We start from the raw sequence: 17,461 nt of genomic DNA on the forward strand, positions 1-17,461 counted from the left end.
TCACTCTAAGCGGCGGCCTTTGGGTTTTCTTTAGCCCCTAACTCTATGGCAAATTGAGATAAATCGTCAATTCTGCTGGCGGCGGCACCCCCATGGCGCATGGCTTGGCCGGCAAAGGTCGCGTGACCGAGCCGGTCGCGAACGAGCGGCCTCACGCCGTGAGCTTGCGGTGCAGCTCCTGAAGCGAGGCGCTCTTCGGCCGGTTGTCGAAATGCTTGAGCGAGTCGAGGTACAGCTTGAACTGGCGGTCGATCGCCTCGCGTCGGCCTTGCGCCTTGAACACCTGCATTGCCTCGGCATGCGCCATCTCGCACAAGGGGTCGATCGCCAGCGCCTTCTGGCAATGCGCGAGCGCGGCCGAGTGGTCGTTGCGTTCGAGATAGATCCGTGCCGCGTCGCGTTGCACCTTGAAGAACATGTCGCGCAGCCAATAGCGCTTGCTCCAGCACCAGTCGCGCTCGCCATCGTCGGCGTACTCGACCGGAATGTCCTCGAACAGGTCTCCGGTGTACAGACGGTCCGCCGCCTGCAGACAGATCAGCGCCTCGTCGCTCGCGCCGGCCTTGATGTGACCCTGGGACTGACGGCAGAGCTGTTCGAAGGTCGAGATGTCGAGCCAGCTGCGCTCCGGGGGCACCAGCACGTAGCGCGATCCCTCGCGCCGGACATAGTTGCGCGTCTCGTCGCGTCCGTTGGGCTGGCCGAGCGCCAGCCGCAGATAGCGCACGGTGTGATAGAGGCGGTTGCGCGCAGCCTCAATGTCCTCGGCGTTGGGCCAGAGCAGATCCGCAAGCTCGTCGGTGGCTGCGCCATGGCCGCCCTTCTGCAGCAGATAGGCGAACAGGGTCTTAGTCTTGCGGGTCGCTCCGCCGGGCGGGTCCCAGTTCACCTGGCTGCCGTCGTTGCGATAGATCCGCAAGCGTCCGAAGCAGCGGATCTTCCAGCGGTCGCGGCTGTCGAGATGAACTGTACTGGGCTCTTCCGCCGATCGCCGCAACAGCCACATGGGGTCGGCGCCTTCGGCTGCGTGCAGCGCGGCCACCGATGTCCCGATCCGCAACTCCGGCGCGATCGCGCCGAGCCAGAAATCGACCTGCTCGCGCAATGCGCCGCGCGTCTGCAGCCGCGACGGCAGCCAATGCGGATTGTCCACGAGTCCGGCGCTGGTGAGGATCTGCGGATGGCCGCGCAGCGCGACGAGCAACTGCTCGTCGATCAGCACCCGGCGGTTATAGAGAGAGGCGATCGAGACCTCGGACTGCTGGGTGAGCGTTTCCGCAAGTGCGGGCCAACCCTCGAAATTGGCCGTCGCCGAGTTGGTCTCGAGGCCCCAGCTCATGTCGACGACGAGCAGGGCAGGACCTTGTTTGCGGGTTGGTGCCACCCACCTCTCGATTCGGCCTGCGACATCTCGAAACGAGATCGGCACCCGCAGCAGCGCCATCTCGACAAAGCTCTTGCCCTCGACGAATCCGGTCTTGTTGATGCGCTTTGCGAGCTTCTCGACCCGCGCGACCGCGTTGACGTCCGCCGCGATCACGAAGATCCGGCAGGGCTGTGCGACAGTCTGGTAAAGCTTGAAGAAGTCCGCAAAAAGAAGCTTTTGCTGCGTCGCGAATTGCGCGAGGTTGACACAACTATTCTTGGTCATGGGTACTCACCCGAGGCAACCCCATTGCAGTTAGCCAGACTGGAGGTAGTCTAAGAGCGGCCGCCGGAAGGTTTCAAGGCCCTGTTTCGCGAGCATTCCTGCAAGCTGGCGAGATCCAGAAGCCGTGAAATGCGGCAGCGAAATGAATCGCTTCCAGCGACGATGCATGTTCGGGTTTGCGGGAACGACATGCGGATTGAGCACGCCAGCGGAGCTGATTGCCTCAACGCGAGGCTCTTCTAGACCGTCAGGCGCTCGTGGATCGCCGCTCCCTGACCTCTCGGATGAAGTGTGACGCCGCTAGAACTGTCGGGCTGGCAGCGAGTTGATGATTGATGTTCGATGGAGGCCAGCCGCGGGGTAGGCTTTATCCCTCAGCTTGTCATATGAGAAGTCCGGCTCCGTTGTCTGCAGCTTGCGAACCATCTCGAAAGAAAGCTCACGGTGCCCATTATGGGCATAGAGAGCTGACAAATATCGCAAGGGTGGAGCAAAGGTCGGAGCAAGAGCATGGCTGGCTTCTGCAAGATGGACGGCCTTGTCGAGTTCTCCCGCCATGGTCCCCGCAATGCAGCTCAGGGCATCGAGCTGAAAACGGAAAGGTGCCGCACCAGCGATCGTACGGGCAAGCAATGTGTGCTGGAAGCCGTCCTCTGGTTTGCCGAGATAGCTCTTTGCGATTCCCAGGCAGGCCCAGGCGATCGGGTTGGCGTGGTTCAGTTGAATGGCTCGCTCGGCCAGCTCATAGGCGGCAACATACGAGCGTCGCATCATGGAATGGACATGCGCGCTCAGGCCAGCAACATAGGAGTTGTAGGGTTCGAGCTCCAGCGCCCGGTACATCAGATCGAAAGCCTCCGCCTCAAGCGTCTGGCGGCAGTTGAATTGGCGCTCGGCGAGCATGAAGGTGCGCAAATAGGCGCGCCACGCGAGATAGATGCCGCGTGGCTCGGCCGCGAAAGCAGCCGCGAACAGCTTGTCGGCGGACTCGAAGTTGGCTCTGCCAAGTCGAAACAGGCGCAGGATACCAGCATAGCATAGATGGGAGGCAGACCTCGGAGCGCCATCCTTGATATGAGCGAGTTGATCGACGGCGAAGTTGACCACCAGGTTGATGGTTCTCATCACATTGGTGTCGTTCAGGTCGAGCGTACCCTCGCCGTTGATCTGCAATGTCGACGACCATGCCAGCGTGTTGGCAGGGCGCTGCAACAGCGCGAGCCGAACGATCTTGCTCGTGTCAGACCCGAACACATCAGAACGCAGGGAGAGCGTGCCGGCCGAGGAGCCATCGTCACCGATCGAGCCATCGCCAGGCAAAATGTCCGCCGGCCAGGCCGCCGACGCGCTCATGTCGCGCCGGTCTTGGATCGTGGCTACGCCCAGTTCCTTGATCGTCTTGGCGATGGAATCGACGAGGCTGTCCGTCACGACCGCAGTATCCGACGGGCCTGTCCGGCAGCCGGGGATCAGGACGATTCGGTTTCGCGAGGGCCGCTCATCGGCGGGCTGCAGGTGCGCTGCAAGATCGGTCGCGAGATTGGCAGCGTGGCGGAGGTCAGGCGACGGCGCGACGTGCATCTGGAATCGCGCACGCTCCTCGCGCAGCCAATCCTCGAACTCCTCCTCTGCAATGTCAAAGCCTTCAAGAAGCTCACCTTGGGGAGGCGCCATCTCCTGCTGCGGCGACGCGGTAGCGTAACGGGCGATGTCGGTCTCAAATAGCTTTGGATCGAGCGAAATGACGAAGCTGTCGGCGCACAGCAGGGAGCGGCAGTCGGCCAGCGCCTTGCGGATTTCGGTCAGGCTTTGGCGAAGGCTGGCCGCGCCTTGCTCCTTGCCGCGGCTCCCCCAGAGCCTGTCCTGGATCCAGACCCGCGACCGCTTGTGCTCACGCGCCAGCGCCAACATCGCAATGAGGGCGCAAGCCTTGCGTCCTCTAGGCGTGCAATCCTCGCCAGAAGCCTTGACCACGCGGAACGGACCAAGAAGCTTGATCAGCAATTTTGGATCTGAGCTCACATTCGTCGCCCACAACCATGATGTAATCAGTCGTGAAAATACGGAAACCAATGATTGAGTAGTGAAGTCTCCAACACCCTTGCTGTCAACGTGAAAAATCCGTGAAACGCCGTCATTTCGAAGGCCGGCGGCTTGACCGCGCGTGCCGTCAAAACGACCATTCAGTGGTAACGGGCGGAGCAAGTCCGCCGGGCCAGGCAGGGAGGCGGCAGATGGCATGGCTAAGCGGTGAGAGCGGAGAAAGCGGCGAAAGTGGTGAGAGCGGCGAAAGCGGCGAAAGCGGTGAGAGCGGCGAAGGCCGCCGTGTCCGCGCCTCATCGCGTGCACGCGCGCTGATTACCAGCCGGGAGGGCGTCGTCGGCTACTGGAACCAGCCGTCACACACGCCTGATCACTATACTGCCGGGCCAGAGGCGCTCGATCGCTGGTCGCGCGACGTGCGACTGCGCATCTTCGCTGGCGAGCTGTTGTCGGGCCTTGTCTATGACGAAGGCGAGACCTCGATCTCGCTTCAGTACCGTGGCCGCAGCGATGAGACGTTCACGCCGATCGTGCACATGATCCGTCCCAATGCCTCGGACTTCGCCGAACAAGCGGCTTGGGTGTTCAACTATGCCGCGCTCCGGATGGAACGCAGTAGCGAGATCCTGGCCGAGCTGCACGATTTCACCAGCTTCTTGGGCCTGGTCGGATACTGGAATCCGAGCCGCAGCCCGCACACCGCCGAGCTGCTGGCGCTGATCCTGCAGGTGACGACCACGATCGAAATGCGGGTCAAGCATGCGCTCACCTGCCGGCGCCCAATCGAATACTCACCGCAGATACAGCCGATGATCCAGACGCCGGGGCATGGGTCGCTGCCGAGCGGCCATGCCACGGAATCCTTTGCTGCGGCCTTCGTGATCAATGCGCTCATGCGCAAGGCTAGGACCGGGCGAGACGATGTCGATGCGACCGCTCCAGTGTTCGTGCAGCTGATGCGCCACGCCGAGCGCATTGCCATCAACCGGACGGTCGCCGGCGTGCATTTTCCGGTCGACAGCGTGGCCGGTATGGTGCTGGGCTGGACCTTGGCGGAGCTGTTCATTGCGCGCTGCTCTGGCTGCGGCCAGGTCACGATGCGCAAGTTCGACGGGCGGGGGTTCAACGACGATTTCCGCTACGACGATGTGCTGGCGATGTCCTACAGGCGAACGGCTGCTGCGAACGTCGCCAGCGAGCAGGGTGGCGGCGGCGCGATCATCGAGGCCGGCACGCCATCGACCGTTCCAGCCTCGCCGATCTTGCAGCATCTCTGGACGCAGGCGCTCGCCGAGTGCCGCCTGATCGTCGGCTGACACGAAAGGACAGGCGCATGAGAGACTGGCGAGGAGATCGGGCCGAACGAGCCAATCCCTATCTGGACTGGGAGTTGCGCAACAGGCCACTCGGCAAGAGGCTGGACTGGTGCAGCGTGCAGATCCAACTGCTGCCGGAGGCCAACGGCAGCTATGTGGTCCATCTCGGCCAGTTGGCCGCCATCGTGGCCGCCGGCCGCGAGCCGGACGAGCCTGCTGACGCGCTGACCATCCGCATGTCGGCCGACGAATTCGATCTGCTGACGAAGCTGATCGACGACATCCGCATCGGTCGCGTCCCCCCGCCGGACGATCCGCGCGATGTGCAGTTCTTCATCTACCGGCCCGAAGACATCGCCAATCGCACTGCCGCCAACGGTCTCTTCACCGCGATCCATGTCGGCCCGCCGATTCCAGGCCTGCGCTTCGACTCTGGCATCGCCGCGCCGACCGATCTCGGCAAGCCGTTGACGGATTTGACGCGGCAGGTCGCTATCGGCGTCATCGATGACGGCATCGCCTTTGCCAACCGCCGTTTTCGCAGCAGGAGCGGCAGATCGCGCATCCGAGCGATCTGGCTGCAGGATGTCGAGCGCCGGACCAAGGATTTCGGCGTCGCCGCCGGGCAGCGGCTCACCGGCGAGGAGCTCGACGTGCTGTTTGCGGCGAATGCGAGCGAGGCCGACATCTATCGCGCGTTCGGCATGACCGATTTCGGCAATGATCAGCACAAGCCGCTGGCGCAACGCGTCTCGCACGGCACACACATCCTCGATCTCTCCGGCGGCTACGATCCGACCGCGGAGGATATCGGCAGCAAGCGGCCTCTGTTGGCGGTGCAACTGCCGTCGCCGGTGTCCAGCGATACGACCGGCGTTACCATGGCGAGCTACGTGCTGCAGGGGGCGCGCCAGATCATGCTGTGGGCCGACCGGATCAACCCGAAGCTGCCGCTCGTCATCAATTTCAGCTATGGCATCGCGGCCGGCCCCAAGAACGGCAGCCACGAGATCGAGCAGGCTCTGTCGCGGATGATCGAGCGTCGCAACCAACGCGGCGGCCCGACCTATCTGGTGCTGCCGGCCGGCAACAGCTATCGCGAGCGGACGACGGGGCGGATGGTTGTGCAGCCCGGCGCCTCCGATCAGATCGATTGGATCATGCTGCCGGATGACGGTACGTCCAATCATCTCGAGATCTGGCTCGACGGCGAAGCGATCGCGCAGCAATGGCCGCGCGTCGGCGTCAGCCTGACGCCGCCCGGCGATGTGCCGCGCAAGATCGATGGATTCGGTGATGGCGATGTGCAGGTGCTGGAGGATGACGGCAAGCCGATCGCCGCCATCAATGGCCACCTCGCCAAGGTGGCCGGCCAGCCCGACCGCGTCCGCTTTCATCTGTCGGTCAATCCGACCACCGCGCGCTGGAGCGTGAGGCAACCGGCGCCGGCCGGACGCTGGCGGCTTTCCATCACCAACGGATCGGAGGCGCCGCTGACCGCACATCTCTACATCCAGCGCGACGATACCCCGCTGGGCTACGTGCAGCATGGACGTCAGTCCTATTTCGATCATGCAGGGGGCTATCAGCGTGCGGCGCTGGATGGCAGCTACAGCGATCCGGACAGCAGCGGCTGCCCCATGACTCGCGAGGACACACTGTCGGCGCTCGCGACCGGTGCGGGCGCGCTCGTGGTCGGCGCCGTCGATGCCGCGGGCCAGCCGACGGATTATACGGCGAGCGGTCCGACGCCGGGGCGCGCCGAGCCCGATTGTGCTGCCATCGCCGACCAGGGGCCCGCGCATTGGGGCGTGCTCGCGGCCGGTACCCGGAGCGGTTCGGTGGTGGCGATGCGCGGCACCAGCGTGGCAGCGCCGCAACTCGTACGTCGGCTCGCAGACTATCTCGCATCGCTGCAACCGGGCCCGGTGCTTGCGTCGCTTGCGGTGACCGACGGTCCCGTGGCCAGCTCCGACATCCCGCCGCCGGGCGCCGCCGTGCTCGAGCCGATCAAGCAGGACGCGGTCGCCACTTCGCCGTGTGACCATGCCCGTATCGGCAGTTTCATCCTGCGTGCGAGCGGCCACCCCGGCCTGCCGCCGCGGACCTATCCGCGCAGCCCAAACTTGCGGTGAGCCCGACTCCCTGGTTCGCCGCCGCGCAATCGCAGCATGCTGGCAGACAGTGAGCCAGCACAGCCGCGCGCCTCGACTCCCAGCCTGAATCCGATGCCTCTTGCGCTGCGCCCTTGCCGACGCGCGCGATAGCGCAAGTGCGTGAGTGCAGATGGCGTCGTTCCGATGCATTTTTGACGATGCTCTTGCGATGTCCTGACGATCGTCTCACACCGCCTCGGCATAGTTCCTCCCGTGCAAACGAGACACAGGAGGATTCAATGCGCAGATCCAATATCCGTATCGTGATGGGCTTGATCATCTCGCCCTTGCTGATGTCCCAGGCCTCCGGTCAGAACCTCAAGGACCTGGTGCCGACCTATCAGCCGCATCAACAGACCGACAGCGAGCGGTTGCAGAACTTCCGCGCTCCAGCCCCGCCTCCGACCAACTATCCGAACATCAGCCGTGATCCTTCCACCAACGAGCCGCGGCTCAACGTCAACCGCGATGTCTCGCTCGGCGGCAACGTGACCCGGAACAGCGCCGAGGGAAACGTCCGCTTCCCGATTCCGGGATCTCGCTAGGCGCTGTTCGGCGACATGGATGACTGCTCGCCGTCCAGGCGCGGCGTCTCGAAAGCGGGACGCTGCTTCAAACAATCATGATGACGTGAGGAGATTGCAGATGAAGAGTCTTCGACTGATGGCCTGCTCCGCCATGCTGTTGCCCAGCGTCGCTCTGGCGCAACAGCAGATTCCGACAGGCTCACTTCCGCCCGACATCGCGGCCGCGATCAAGGCGGCTCCGCTGACGCAGACGCTGATTCCGATCAGCGGCGAGGAGAAATTCGCGCAGCAGATCATCAAGGCAGACGAGATTTCCTTCGCGGCGGGGGCAAAGCTGACGCTGACCGGATTGAACTATCCCTACATCGTGGTGGCCGCGCAACGCATCAAGTTCGCCAACCCGGACACCTACAGCATCATCCAGCGCGATCCGCAGGCCGTGGCCGCCGTCGGCAGTGACGGCCCCGCAGGTCCCAATGGCGCCGACAATCCCGGCGAGACCAACCGGACTGGCAATCCCGGTTACCCCGGCGGCCCTGGCGGGCCTGCCGTGGCCGGACAGACCCGGCAACTGCCCGACGTCTATCTGGTCGCCGGAGAGCTCTCCGATCCGAAAGGGCCGATCCCGGCTGGTCTTCTCAACCTCGTCCTTCTCTTCCGCGGCATTGACGGCGGCGATGGTGGGACCGGGGGGAAAGGCGGCAACGGCGGCCGGGCTGGAAACGGCAAGGAGGGCGCTACGAGCCTGTTCGACTGCAAGGAGGGTGGCGGCCCCGGCGGGACGGGAGGCGCTGCCGGTCCCGGAGGACGGGGCGGTGACGCCGGCGCTGGGGGACAAGGCGCCGATCTCGTCTTCGTCACGACCAGACCTGCCTACGAAGTCCTGAGCTATTCGCGGATCAACAATGTCGGCGGGAGGGCCGGACTCCCAGGTCGGGGCGGCAGCCCGGGCAATCCGGGCCCCGGAGGCCAGGGCGCGCCGGCCAATGGCTGGTGCAAGGGCACAGGCGGAGGGTCGCCAGGCAATTTCCCGTCGCCTGCAAACCTCGGCTTCGGCAATACGTCTGCGGACGGCGCGAAGGGAGCGGTCACGGCGGTCATCCTTCCGTCCGTTGGTCCTCTGTTCGGCAAGTGATGCGGCGAGCGGCAGATGAAACCTGCAGGCCGCGTCCTGCAGGTTTCGTCCGCCGGCGCGCGGTCCCAATTCCTCAATCCCGGAGCAATCCATGACGACGACGCGCGACAGAGTGGAGCAATACGTCCTCGACTATTTCCATCGCCAGTGGCCCTCGGCGACCGAGGCCACCTCGCTCGCCGGCGATCTCGGCCTGGATGCCTATGACATCTACGACATCGGCCGGCATCTGCGGGGTTGGCGCCGCGCCAGCTACACGCCGAGTGAGTTCGCCGGCTGCGAACTGGTGAAGGATATCGTGACGCTGATCTACCAGAAGGTCCGCGCCGCCGGAAACTGAGGCGGGCACCGGCGGGATCCAGTCCACCACATGAGGGAAGGTACCGATGAAGCGCATGAGCCTCGCCAGTCTCGCCGTCGCCGTCGCGGGCGGCATCCTTGCGGCGCAGGCCGCAGCCGAGACGGCAGCTGCTGACGACATCTTCGCGTGCTACAAGGCCGCCCCCGCGGCCGAGCCGGACTGGACGGCGATCGCGCGCGACTATGCGCACAAGCGCCTGAAACAAGGCTGCGGGCAGCAGTGGCCCGTCGCCGCCACGCCGCGCCCGCAGCGGGCGTCGGCCGCAGCCGCAGCGCTGGCGGTGAAGACGGCGCCCGGGCCCGCGCCGGTCAGCGACTTCATCTGGTTCGTGCGCAAGGACTTCGCCGATGTCGACATGTTCGGCAAGCCGCAGTCCAATGAGAAGGCGACGGGTGCGGAATTGTCCTGGGCGCGCAACAACACGGCCGCCGACACGATCTGGCAGGTCAATGGACTGGTCGGTCTCGCCTACAGCTATCTCAACGAAGACTACTCGCGCTTCATAGGTGCCAGCCTGGCGTCCTATGTGAAGGTCGATAAGGAAGCGCATTCCGCCGCGGCAAGCGACGACAGCCGGGATGCGATCACCGTCGGCGGCAGCGCCGAGGTCGGATTCATCAACCCGATCGGTGGCGCCGACTATGTCCGCGGCAGCTGGCTCGAAACCCGCGATGGTATCCTGAACCGAACCACTGGGCAGGCCAAGCTCGAATGGATGCCGATGTATCTGCGCGTGAACCGGCAGATTCCGGGCACCTTCGTGACCACCAATTTCCGTCCCGACCTCAAGGTGCAATATGACGAGCGCCAGGGCGGTGTCGTACCGATCGGCTTCTCCGGTCTCGGCCGCTCGCTGCGCATCGGCCCCGAAGCGACGTTTCTGTTCCGCGTTGCGGACTTCGGCACCGCGCTGCCGGCCTGGGCCGAGCCGCTCGCCGGCCTGAGCGGCGCCGTCACCTATCACTGGTGGCGCGAGGTCTATTCCGGGCAGAGCGGCAGCTGGCTCGACAGCACGATCAAATACGACATCAACCCGAACGTCGCGCTCGCCTTCTCCTATCAGAAGGGGCGCAACGAGGAGACGGCCAAGCGAACGGACCTGTACAAGCTCTCGCTCAATTTCAAGACCTGTGCCGCCTTCGCTGGCTTCCCGGGCGGACGCTGCACCGCCGACAAGGACTGAGCTGGTAGTCATGACCGGCTTCTGGAAGCTCTACGGTTTCACGACGGAGGGAGATGATATGGACAAGGCCATCGATGGTTTCGTTCAGGTGCTGAGCTTCGTGCTCGCCTCATCCTCGACTGCAGCGCTGCTGGCGGTCGGACTGATCCTGCTGCTCATCACCACGGTGTTCGCCTGCATCGCGCTCAGGTCAAAACCGGAAGAGGTCACCCCGTTCTTCAAGGCGGCGTTCTTCCTTTGCCTGGTTGGTGGCATCCTGTTCTCCGCGGCCGGTCCGTCGCTGGCGCTGTTCTACGTGTCGCAGGATCCGATTCGCAGGAAGTCGGTCAATGAAGCGATCGACGATCTCGCCAGCAACAGACGTGTGCGCTATGTCATCCGCATGATCTCGCGCAGCCCCTCCGATGCCGCCCTCGGCATCGACGCGCTGACCCAGCTCGGTCCGCCCCGGCAGAAGTATTCCTTCGTCGCCGACTACGAGGAGTTGAAGGGTCATACGGTCAAGGAAGCGCTCGACCTGTTCGGCATCGGCTACGTCGCCGGATACCGTGTATCAGTCGTGATCTTTCCCCTGCAGATCGATCTCTATCCGGCCAATGCGCGGGGTCTGTTGCAGGTCGTCAGCAATGTCGAGGCTGGCGTTGCGCCGGAGGATCGCTTTCTCAAGCCCGGCAAGCTTCACGACGCGGAGCTCAAGGAGTTCGGCGACACCGGCATTCAGACCTACCGTATCGACAACTTCAAGCCGTTCTACCCGCATTATTGCGAGCTGGCGCAGACCTTCTTCTGCGGGCACTACGCCGCCAAGGAGCTCGTCGGCGGCCTCTACCGCGATTGGCATCCCCTCGGCTTCTCGCAGAAGAATCCACCGATCCAACCCTGCACGATTCCCAAGGAGAAGTTCTGCGCCTTCTCGGACTGGGACAAGGTGCGGCAGGACTTCAAAGGCCACTTCGGTGTTCGCGCGTTCCTCATCGAAAATCTCGAGATTGGCAAGATCCCTGGCCGCATGCTGTTCGACTTCCAGGATCCGCAGCGCGACAGGATCCCCGAGTTGGGGCTTCCACCAGCGTCTGACTGACCCACGCTTGTCAGCGAAGGAAGCCTATGGAGGTTAGTTTCCGAGCGGTTTCTGCATGCCGTCGTAGCAATAGGCGAAGCGCCAAAGTTACGATCCGGTCGCGGTGACGAGCATGAAGAGCCCGCCTTCATTTGAGCGCTTGTAGTCTTTCGTTGCCGGCTTCAGGTGCCGGAAATAGGGGGCGGATTTGGCCGGCATAGGTTCGATTCCACCCAAAGCTCGCGATATCATGATCCCCGCGAACTCCCATCAAGGTACCAGCAAGACGGGGCGAACGCCGGCCAAGGGCAAACGGCGGCTTGTCTTTGGATTATGAGGGGAAAACGAACGTCGGCGGATGCGGGCAAACGTCCAAATGGTGCCCCTGGCCGACAGTCCACTAACGCTTTAAGCGTTTGAATATACAGAAGATATTCCGCGCGCGTTGCTGCCGGTACCAGCAGTAATACCAACAAGATGACACCCGGTATAGCAGGCATGAAGAATTGCAGGCTCCCGGCGCGCACGCACCCCTTTGCAGCGGGCTTTGGGAGTTTGGGACTGAGTTGGTAAGAGACCTTGCGCCACTGCGCCCCGGCGGCTTCGGCATCGTCACCGGCAAAGGCGGTGGCGGTGAAGGCGGAGACGACGCGGAGCCCGCTCTTTGGCATGCGCCAGCACGTTGTCCTTGAAGTGGCACGCGGTTGCGTTGCCAAGCGCGTTGACCATCCTTGCTAACCGCGGCCTTGATGCCCGCGTGGCCATCCGAGATCATCAGCTTGACCCCGCGAGCCCGAGGCGGGCGAGCTTGCGCGGAACGCAGTCTAAAACGCATGGGTCTTGGACGGGCCGATGTCCGAGCAGATCGCGGCTTTCGTCCTTGCCAGGAGATCGACGACACGAGCCTGCCCCCGCGAAGCGGGGGTGAAAGCCTTCCGCAGCCGCCAGTCGAGGGCGATTGGCCGATCTTTGGATCGACGGCTTCGGTAAGCTGGGAATAGCTTCCCTTGCGCAGCTTGGGGATACGGCAACTCGAGTTTGCCGGCTCCAATTTCCGAGCTCTGGTCGCGGTAGCTGTTGCGCTGCGCCAGCACTCAGCGCTCTTCTCGCCATAGGGCGCGCCGTCAGCCCGCCGACTCCATATCCGTCAGCCGCTGGGCACAGGGCCGATCATCGCGCGCGGGACATCGGCATCGGGGCCTTCTCCACGAGCGCACGAGGGCCTATCATCGTCCCGATCATCAAGAACGACCGTGCGGATGGCTTTGCTGTACCGAGCTACACCACCTCCGAGGACACGACCATGCCCCGCGATTCAACGCGCGGCAGCACGGCGTGATATTCATCAATGCTGTCGAGGTCGATAAGTGTCTTGCCTCCCATTTTGTACGCCCTAATCCGCTCCTGCGCGATCAGTTCATAAGCCTTTGTCTTGCCGAATTTGCCATATCGGCAACCTTCCTTGAACTCGACGAGACGGCGCTGCTTGTTATCGCTATCGGCTTTGTCCATTGAGGTGCCTTGATCGAGTGGATTTGACGTTTGAACGGGAAAGTTGGTTCTGACCACGTTGCAGATGCTCTACTCCTGAATGCCTTGCGCGATTCCGATGTGAGTTGTCGTGTACGCGCGTCCCAGGCAGGGGACGAGTCGTGCCTGCTTGGAGTTCGCAGCGCCCCATGTCTTGCAGAATGCAGTCAATTTGCCTCCGTACGAATTTGGAAGAGCGACAATGCTTCGGTGTGTGCTTCGGACACGGTGGCGTAGAATCAGGTCGGTTTTCGAACACAAGCGGGGCTGGCGAGTTGACCACGCAGAAATTTCGCCCGGACGCGGCCGACTACATAGATCGCCATCCATCACCTCGAAATTATCACGTTTGGACATGAGCGGCTCTGCGATTCAATCGCCCGTTCAAGGTCCGGAGATATTCGGCGTAACCTCCGGCCCGGCTTTCAGGTATTCCTATGTGCGACTACAATGGCCGGCTTGACAGCGCAGCCCGAGTACGGCTCCTCCGAGACATGCGGAGGAGAGCCCTTCCTGCTTCCATCGTAGGCAACTGGCGTCTCCGTGGGGGGCATTGCTGGTTTGCTGCGGCATGAGCAAAAAGGACAGGACGGGTAGCCCGTTCAACGGTTTTGGTGTCGCTCGCCGGAGGCTCTCGCGTTAGGGGCTGCCGCTTCGCGGCATCGCTATCACTGCCCCAAACGCGGGTGCCTTGTTAACCGGTCTCGCGACTGCACTCGGTCCCGGGTCCCGCCGCTGGCGCAGCGGCCGCTATGCTGACCCTCCTGCGGGTGCCTTTCTCTGCCCTCGCTCCGCTCCGCCTGATCGATCAGCGATGTGTCAGACGCTCGTTCAACATGTTGGTGGCCAGCAGAGACTGTGAAACCTATCAATCTTCACTGAGCCGTCGGCGCGCGTCCAATCAGCGGAAATTGCTCGCCTGACGCACTGCAGATCCTGAGGACATTGGCTGTAGACGCTCGGTCCGGAGAGTGGACATCGCATGATACGTGATGATGCTGCTTGGTGACACATCCAACTTCGAGTTGGACACGACAATGCAATCCAGATTCTGGGGTGCCCTTGAGCGTCCGAATCCGCTAAGCGTCAATAGATTCGCCGGCTTTCCGCTCGGTGGTCCCAATAACACGCGAGCCGATATCTTTGCCTTCTATCCTTCGTACGTCCCGCAGCTCGGTGCAGCAGAAAACGACTTCACCAAAGCAATCCGCCGCACCAAAGAAGCCGGCTCCGCGCAAGACGATATTGGGCGCGCCTAACAAGGCAGCGGTCGCGAGGTTTGCCGTGTCCTCCGCATCGCCTCTCGGACTCTTGGCGCTGCACCTCATGGTACAGTGGCAAGAATCCGGTCGAGGCGGTCTCGTGTTTCTCGCCGAGAATGAGCGTAGGGCCGAGCGTTTGGCCTCCATCATTCAGGCTCTTGAGCCGACCTGTGATGTGCTCGTTTATCCGCGACTGAACACCCTGCCATTCGATGTGCTCGAGCCGTCACGTGACATTGCCGGCAGGCGCAATTCCGTGTTGAGGCGCCTTGCGACTGCGAAGAATTCGATTCTGCTCGTCACCACGGCAGAAGCGATGATGGAGCGGTTGCCCCTCACGGCTGATTGGCCGCGTGTTGGCATGTTGCTTAGGATCGGCGGCGCCTATTCCGAACAGCATCTTCAGGCTCGCTTTGAGAGCCTTGGCTACGACCTGGACGATAGCCCAGACTATCCGGGCGGGGCGCTGTTTCACGGCAACACGTTCGAGATTTTTCCGGCCGGTGCGCGCGGCCCTATCAGGGTCGAGCATTCTGCAGGCAGGATACGACGGATTGCCGCATTCAATCCGCTAAATCAGGAAGTGATCTCCGAGCTCAAGGAGCTTCAGATCGATCCGATGTCCGAGCGGCTGGCGTTCAAGGAACGAGCTCGGAACAAGGCCAGCCTGTTCGAGTACTGCACGCGAGCCAAGTGGGTCGCAGATGCCGAGGTGCCCAAGCACGCAGACACTTGGCTGAGCACGATTGAGGACGCGGCTCCTCGCGCCGAGCGTGATCGAGCCTATGTGAGCCGCCGCGAGTGGGACCAGGCGGCGAAAAGGATCGCTCTGCTGTCGCCGACAGCGCCATACCGGGCAACGCCGGAGTTCTTCAAGGAAGCCGCGCCCCGGAAGGCGCTGCGCGCCTTTGTCGACGAAGCCCAGCGCGGTGACGCGCGTGTGGTGTTTGCTGCCGCGGCCGAAGCGGATCTGCGCCTGATGGCGCGGATGAGCGGGGTCAAAGCCGAATGTGCCGCTGATTGGGCGCTGGCAACTGCGAGGGGCAGGCGAGAAGCCGCCTTGCTGGCGGGCTTCGACGCCGGCTTCGTCGTTCCGGGGCGGAAGCCAATTGTCGTCATCACCGCGTCCGACGTTCTCGGCAGCAGGGCCCATCAGCCGCAACCCGCGAACTGGGCTTGGACACCTGGCTTCGAAGCCGTTGATCTGCCCGAGCTTGGATCGGTGGTCGTTCATCTGCAACGTGGATTGGCCCGGCTCGGCGGATTGCGGTCGATGGGCAGCGGAGGGGTCTCTGCACGTGAGATGGTCCGGCTGGTGTTCGCCGGAAACGATGCCGTTCTCGTGCCTCTTGCGGAGTTGGCCCTGATCTGGCCGTACGCGGCTGAGCTCGGGGATACTTCTCTCGACAGGGCTGATGGAAGTACATGGCGGCCGCGGAGAGCGGCTGCCGAGACCGAGATTCATGTCGTCGCCAAGGAGCTCGCGAAGCAGCGGAGCCAGCGCCGGCGGCGGCCAGCACCGAAGCTTGTGCCGCGGCCTGCGAGCTATGAGAAATTCGTCGCGCGGTTTCCCTATTTCACTACGCCCGATCAGGCCAAGGCCATCCGCGACGTTCTGGACGACCTTGCGTCGGGGCACCCGATGGACCGGATCGTCTGCGGTGACGTTGGCTTCGGCAAGACCGAGGTGGCGTTGCGCGCAGCGGCAGCTACCGTCCTGTCGGGGAGGCAGATCGCTATCGTGGTCCCCACGACCGTGTTGGCTCGACAGCATGTGGAGACGTTCCGCAAGCGCTTTGCGACGCTCGGCATCGAGGTCGGAAATCTGTCGCGGGTCGCGTCGACGGCCGAGGGGCGCAAGGTGCGAGAGGGACTGAAAAGCGGTGAGCTCAAGGTCGTCGTTGGGACGCTTTCGCTGGCATCGAAGGAGGTCAAATTTGCCGATCTAGGGCTCGTCATCGTCGACGAAGAGCAGCATTTCGGGGCAGCTGACAAAGCCATGCTGTCGAGCCTCAACAAGAACGGTCACCGGCTCTGGATGAGTGCGACGCCCATTCCGCGTACGCTTGCGGCCGGCTTGACGGGCCTGCGGGATCTCAGCGTCATTGCAACGCCTCCGGTTCATCGTGTTCCGGTCGTGACCAAAGTGGCTCCCCTGTCGGACATCGCGATCGCGGCTGCCCTGGTCCGCGAGCACCGACGCAATGGCCAGAGCTTTGTAGTCTGCCCGAGGATTCAGGATCTGGACCCGATGCTTATTCGGATCCACACGCTGGCGCCCGAACTGCGGATCATTTCGCTTCACGGCAAGCTGTCTGCCGACGAGATCGACGAGAGGCTGATGGCTTTCGTTGAAGGCGAAGCGGACGTCTTGCTCGCGACCAACATCGTGGAAAGCGGTCTCGACATCCCGCGAGCCAACACCATCGTCGTGTGTTGGCCGGAAAGATTTGGCCTCGCGCAATTGCATCAGCTCCGCGGCCGGGTGGGGCGCGGCGGCATCCGTGCATTTGCGCATTTTTTGACGGACGGCGGCTCCGGCCGATCGGAAAAGCGCCTGTCCGTTCTGGAGGAGCTGAACCGCCCGGGCGCAGGCTTCGCGATCAGCGCACGCGATCTCGATCTCCGCGGCGGCGGAGACATGCTCTCGGATCGTCAGTCCGGTCATGTGCAGGTGTTTGGCCCAACTCTCTACGGCCATCTTCTGACCCTGACTCTTGAGGGCGATCGAGACGGGATGTCCGCTCTCTGGATTCCGGAGTTGAACCTGCCGATCGCGGAGCTTCTTCCGTCGAACTATGTGCAGTCGGAAGCAGTCAGGCTCGAGATCTACGCTCGCGCCTCTCGGTGCCGGACCGATGATGAGCTGGAGGAGCTGGAGGATGAAACGCAGCGCCGCTTCGGTATGCTGCCGCCGCCGGCCAGCAACTTCTTCGCAATTGCCAAGCTCAGGATGATTTGCAGAGAACGCGGGATCATGCGTCTCGACGTGGGACCGGACGCAATTGCGGCCATGCTGCTGCCAGGACGGATCCGGAGGTCGTGCTCCCAATTGCTGCAGCGCGATGGCAATCGGATCATCTATCCCGGGCGGAGCAGCGAGCCTGTGTTGCAACAAATCGAACAGTTTTTTGGATCTGTTGGATGAATAGCAGGCGGCACTTCGGTAGTTTTCTGATGCTCGGCGCCGCGACGAGGGTGCTTGGATTTTGAAGCCGCTCCCTATCGTTCGAGGCA

11 protein-coding genes and 2 pseudogenes are annotated in these 17,461 nt (G+C 63.1%); 9 read left to right on the top strand and 4 right to left on the bottom strand.

The genetic code is table 11. The annotated features are described in order from the left end of the window. Nucleotides 1-151: 151 nt before the first annotated feature. Nucleotides 152-1,651, bottom strand: a complete 1,500-nt coding sequence (locus QW887_RS33355; protein ID WP_316185416.1) for a bacterial transcriptional activator domain-containing protein — start codon at nt 1,649-1,651, stop codon at nt 152-154. Nucleotides 1,652-1,951: 300 nt separating this feature from the next. After that, nucleotides 1,952-3,655 carry a hypothetical protein gene (locus tag QW887_RS33360; RefSeq protein WP_316175732.1) on the bottom strand — a complete coding sequence of 568 codons (1,704 nt, stop codon included), beginning with the start codon at nt 3,653-3,655 and terminating at the stop codon, nt 1,952-1,954. A 230-nt stretch (nt 3,656-3,885) separates the two neighbouring features. On the opposite strand from QW887_RS33360, the gene QW887_RS33365 reads away from it, so the two are divergent. The 7 genes from QW887_RS33365 to QW887_RS33395 all read left to right on the top strand — a co-directional run bounded on the left by QW887_RS33365 (nt 3,886) and on the right by QW887_RS33395 (nt 11,453). After that, a complete protein-coding gene (locus tag QW887_RS33365) occupies nt 3,886-5,010 on the top strand; it encodes a phosphatase PAP2 family protein (RefSeq protein WP_316175733.1) in 1,125 nt (374 codons plus the stop codon). Nucleotides 5,011-5,027: 17 nt separating this feature from the next. Next, the gene (locus tag QW887_RS33370) at nt 5,028-7,145 is read left to right on the top strand and encodes a S8 family serine peptidase (protein ID WP_316175734.1); all 2,118 of its coding nucleotides are present in this window, start codon (nt 5,028-5,030) and stop codon (nt 7,143-7,145) included. 260 nt (nt 7,146-7,405) lie between these two features. Further along, nucleotides 7,406-7,711, top strand: coding sequence for a hypothetical protein (locus QW887_RS33375; RefSeq protein WP_315716237.1), 306 nt, complete (start codon nt 7,406-7,408; stop codon nt 7,709-7,711). Nucleotides 7,712-7,811: 100 nt separating this feature from the next. Further along, the gene (locus QW887_RS33380) at nt 7,812-8,828 is read left to right on the top strand and encodes a hypothetical protein (RefSeq protein WP_316175735.1); all 1,017 of its coding nucleotides are present in this window, start codon (nt 7,812-7,814) and stop codon (nt 8,826-8,828) included. Between the two features lie 91 nt (nt 8,829-8,919). After that, nucleotides 8,920-9,168, top strand: a complete 249-nt coding sequence (locus tag QW887_RS33385; RefSeq protein WP_315716235.1) for a hypothetical protein — start codon at nt 8,920-8,922, stop codon at nt 9,166-9,168. Between the two features lie 46 nt (nt 9,169-9,214). Then, entirely contained in the window at nt 9,215-10,372 is a 1,158-nt protein-coding gene (locus QW887_RS33390; protein WP_316175736.1) for a hypothetical protein, read from the top strand. A 10-nt stretch (nt 10,373-10,382) separates the two neighbouring features. Next, a complete protein-coding gene (locus QW887_RS33395) occupies nt 10,383-11,453 on the top strand; it encodes a hypothetical protein (protein WP_316175737.1) in 1,071 nt (356 codons plus the stop codon). Nucleotides 11,454-11,971: 518 nt separating this feature from the next. Here the strand turns inward: QW887_RS33395 and QW887_RS33400 are convergent. Together QW887_RS33400 and QW887_RS33405 are read right to left on the bottom strand one after the other, a co-directional pair. After that, a pseudogene (locus tag QW887_RS33400) lies at nt 11,972-12,219 on the bottom strand (transposase); the annotation flags it as partial. Nucleotides 12,220-12,710: 491 nt separating this feature from the next. Continuing rightward, nucleotides 12,711-12,944, bottom strand: a complete 234-nt coding sequence (locus QW887_RS33405; RefSeq protein WP_316196077.1) for a helix-turn-helix domain-containing protein — start codon at nt 12,942-12,944, stop codon at nt 12,711-12,713. A 1,010-nt stretch (nt 12,945-13,954) separates the two neighbouring features. Between QW887_RS33405 and QW887_RS33410 the strand changes: the two genes are divergently transcribed. After that, nucleotides 13,955-14,221 carry a hypothetical protein gene (locus tag QW887_RS33410; RefSeq protein WP_316196079.1) on the top strand — a complete coding sequence of 89 codons (267 nt, stop codon included), beginning with the start codon at nt 13,955-13,957 and terminating at the stop codon, nt 14,219-14,221. A 67-nt stretch (nt 14,222-14,288) separates the two neighbouring features. After that, nucleotides 14,289-17,376 (top strand): annotated as a pseudogene (locus QW887_RS33415) (DEAD/DEAH box helicase). Nucleotides 17,377-17,461 lie beyond the last annotated feature (85 nt).

The sequence above is a fragment of the Bradyrhizobium sp. SZCCHNRI3052 genome (assembly GCF_032484895.1).
Lineage (GTDB): Bacteria > Pseudomonadota > Alphaproteobacteria > Rhizobiales > Xanthobacteraceae > Bradyrhizobium.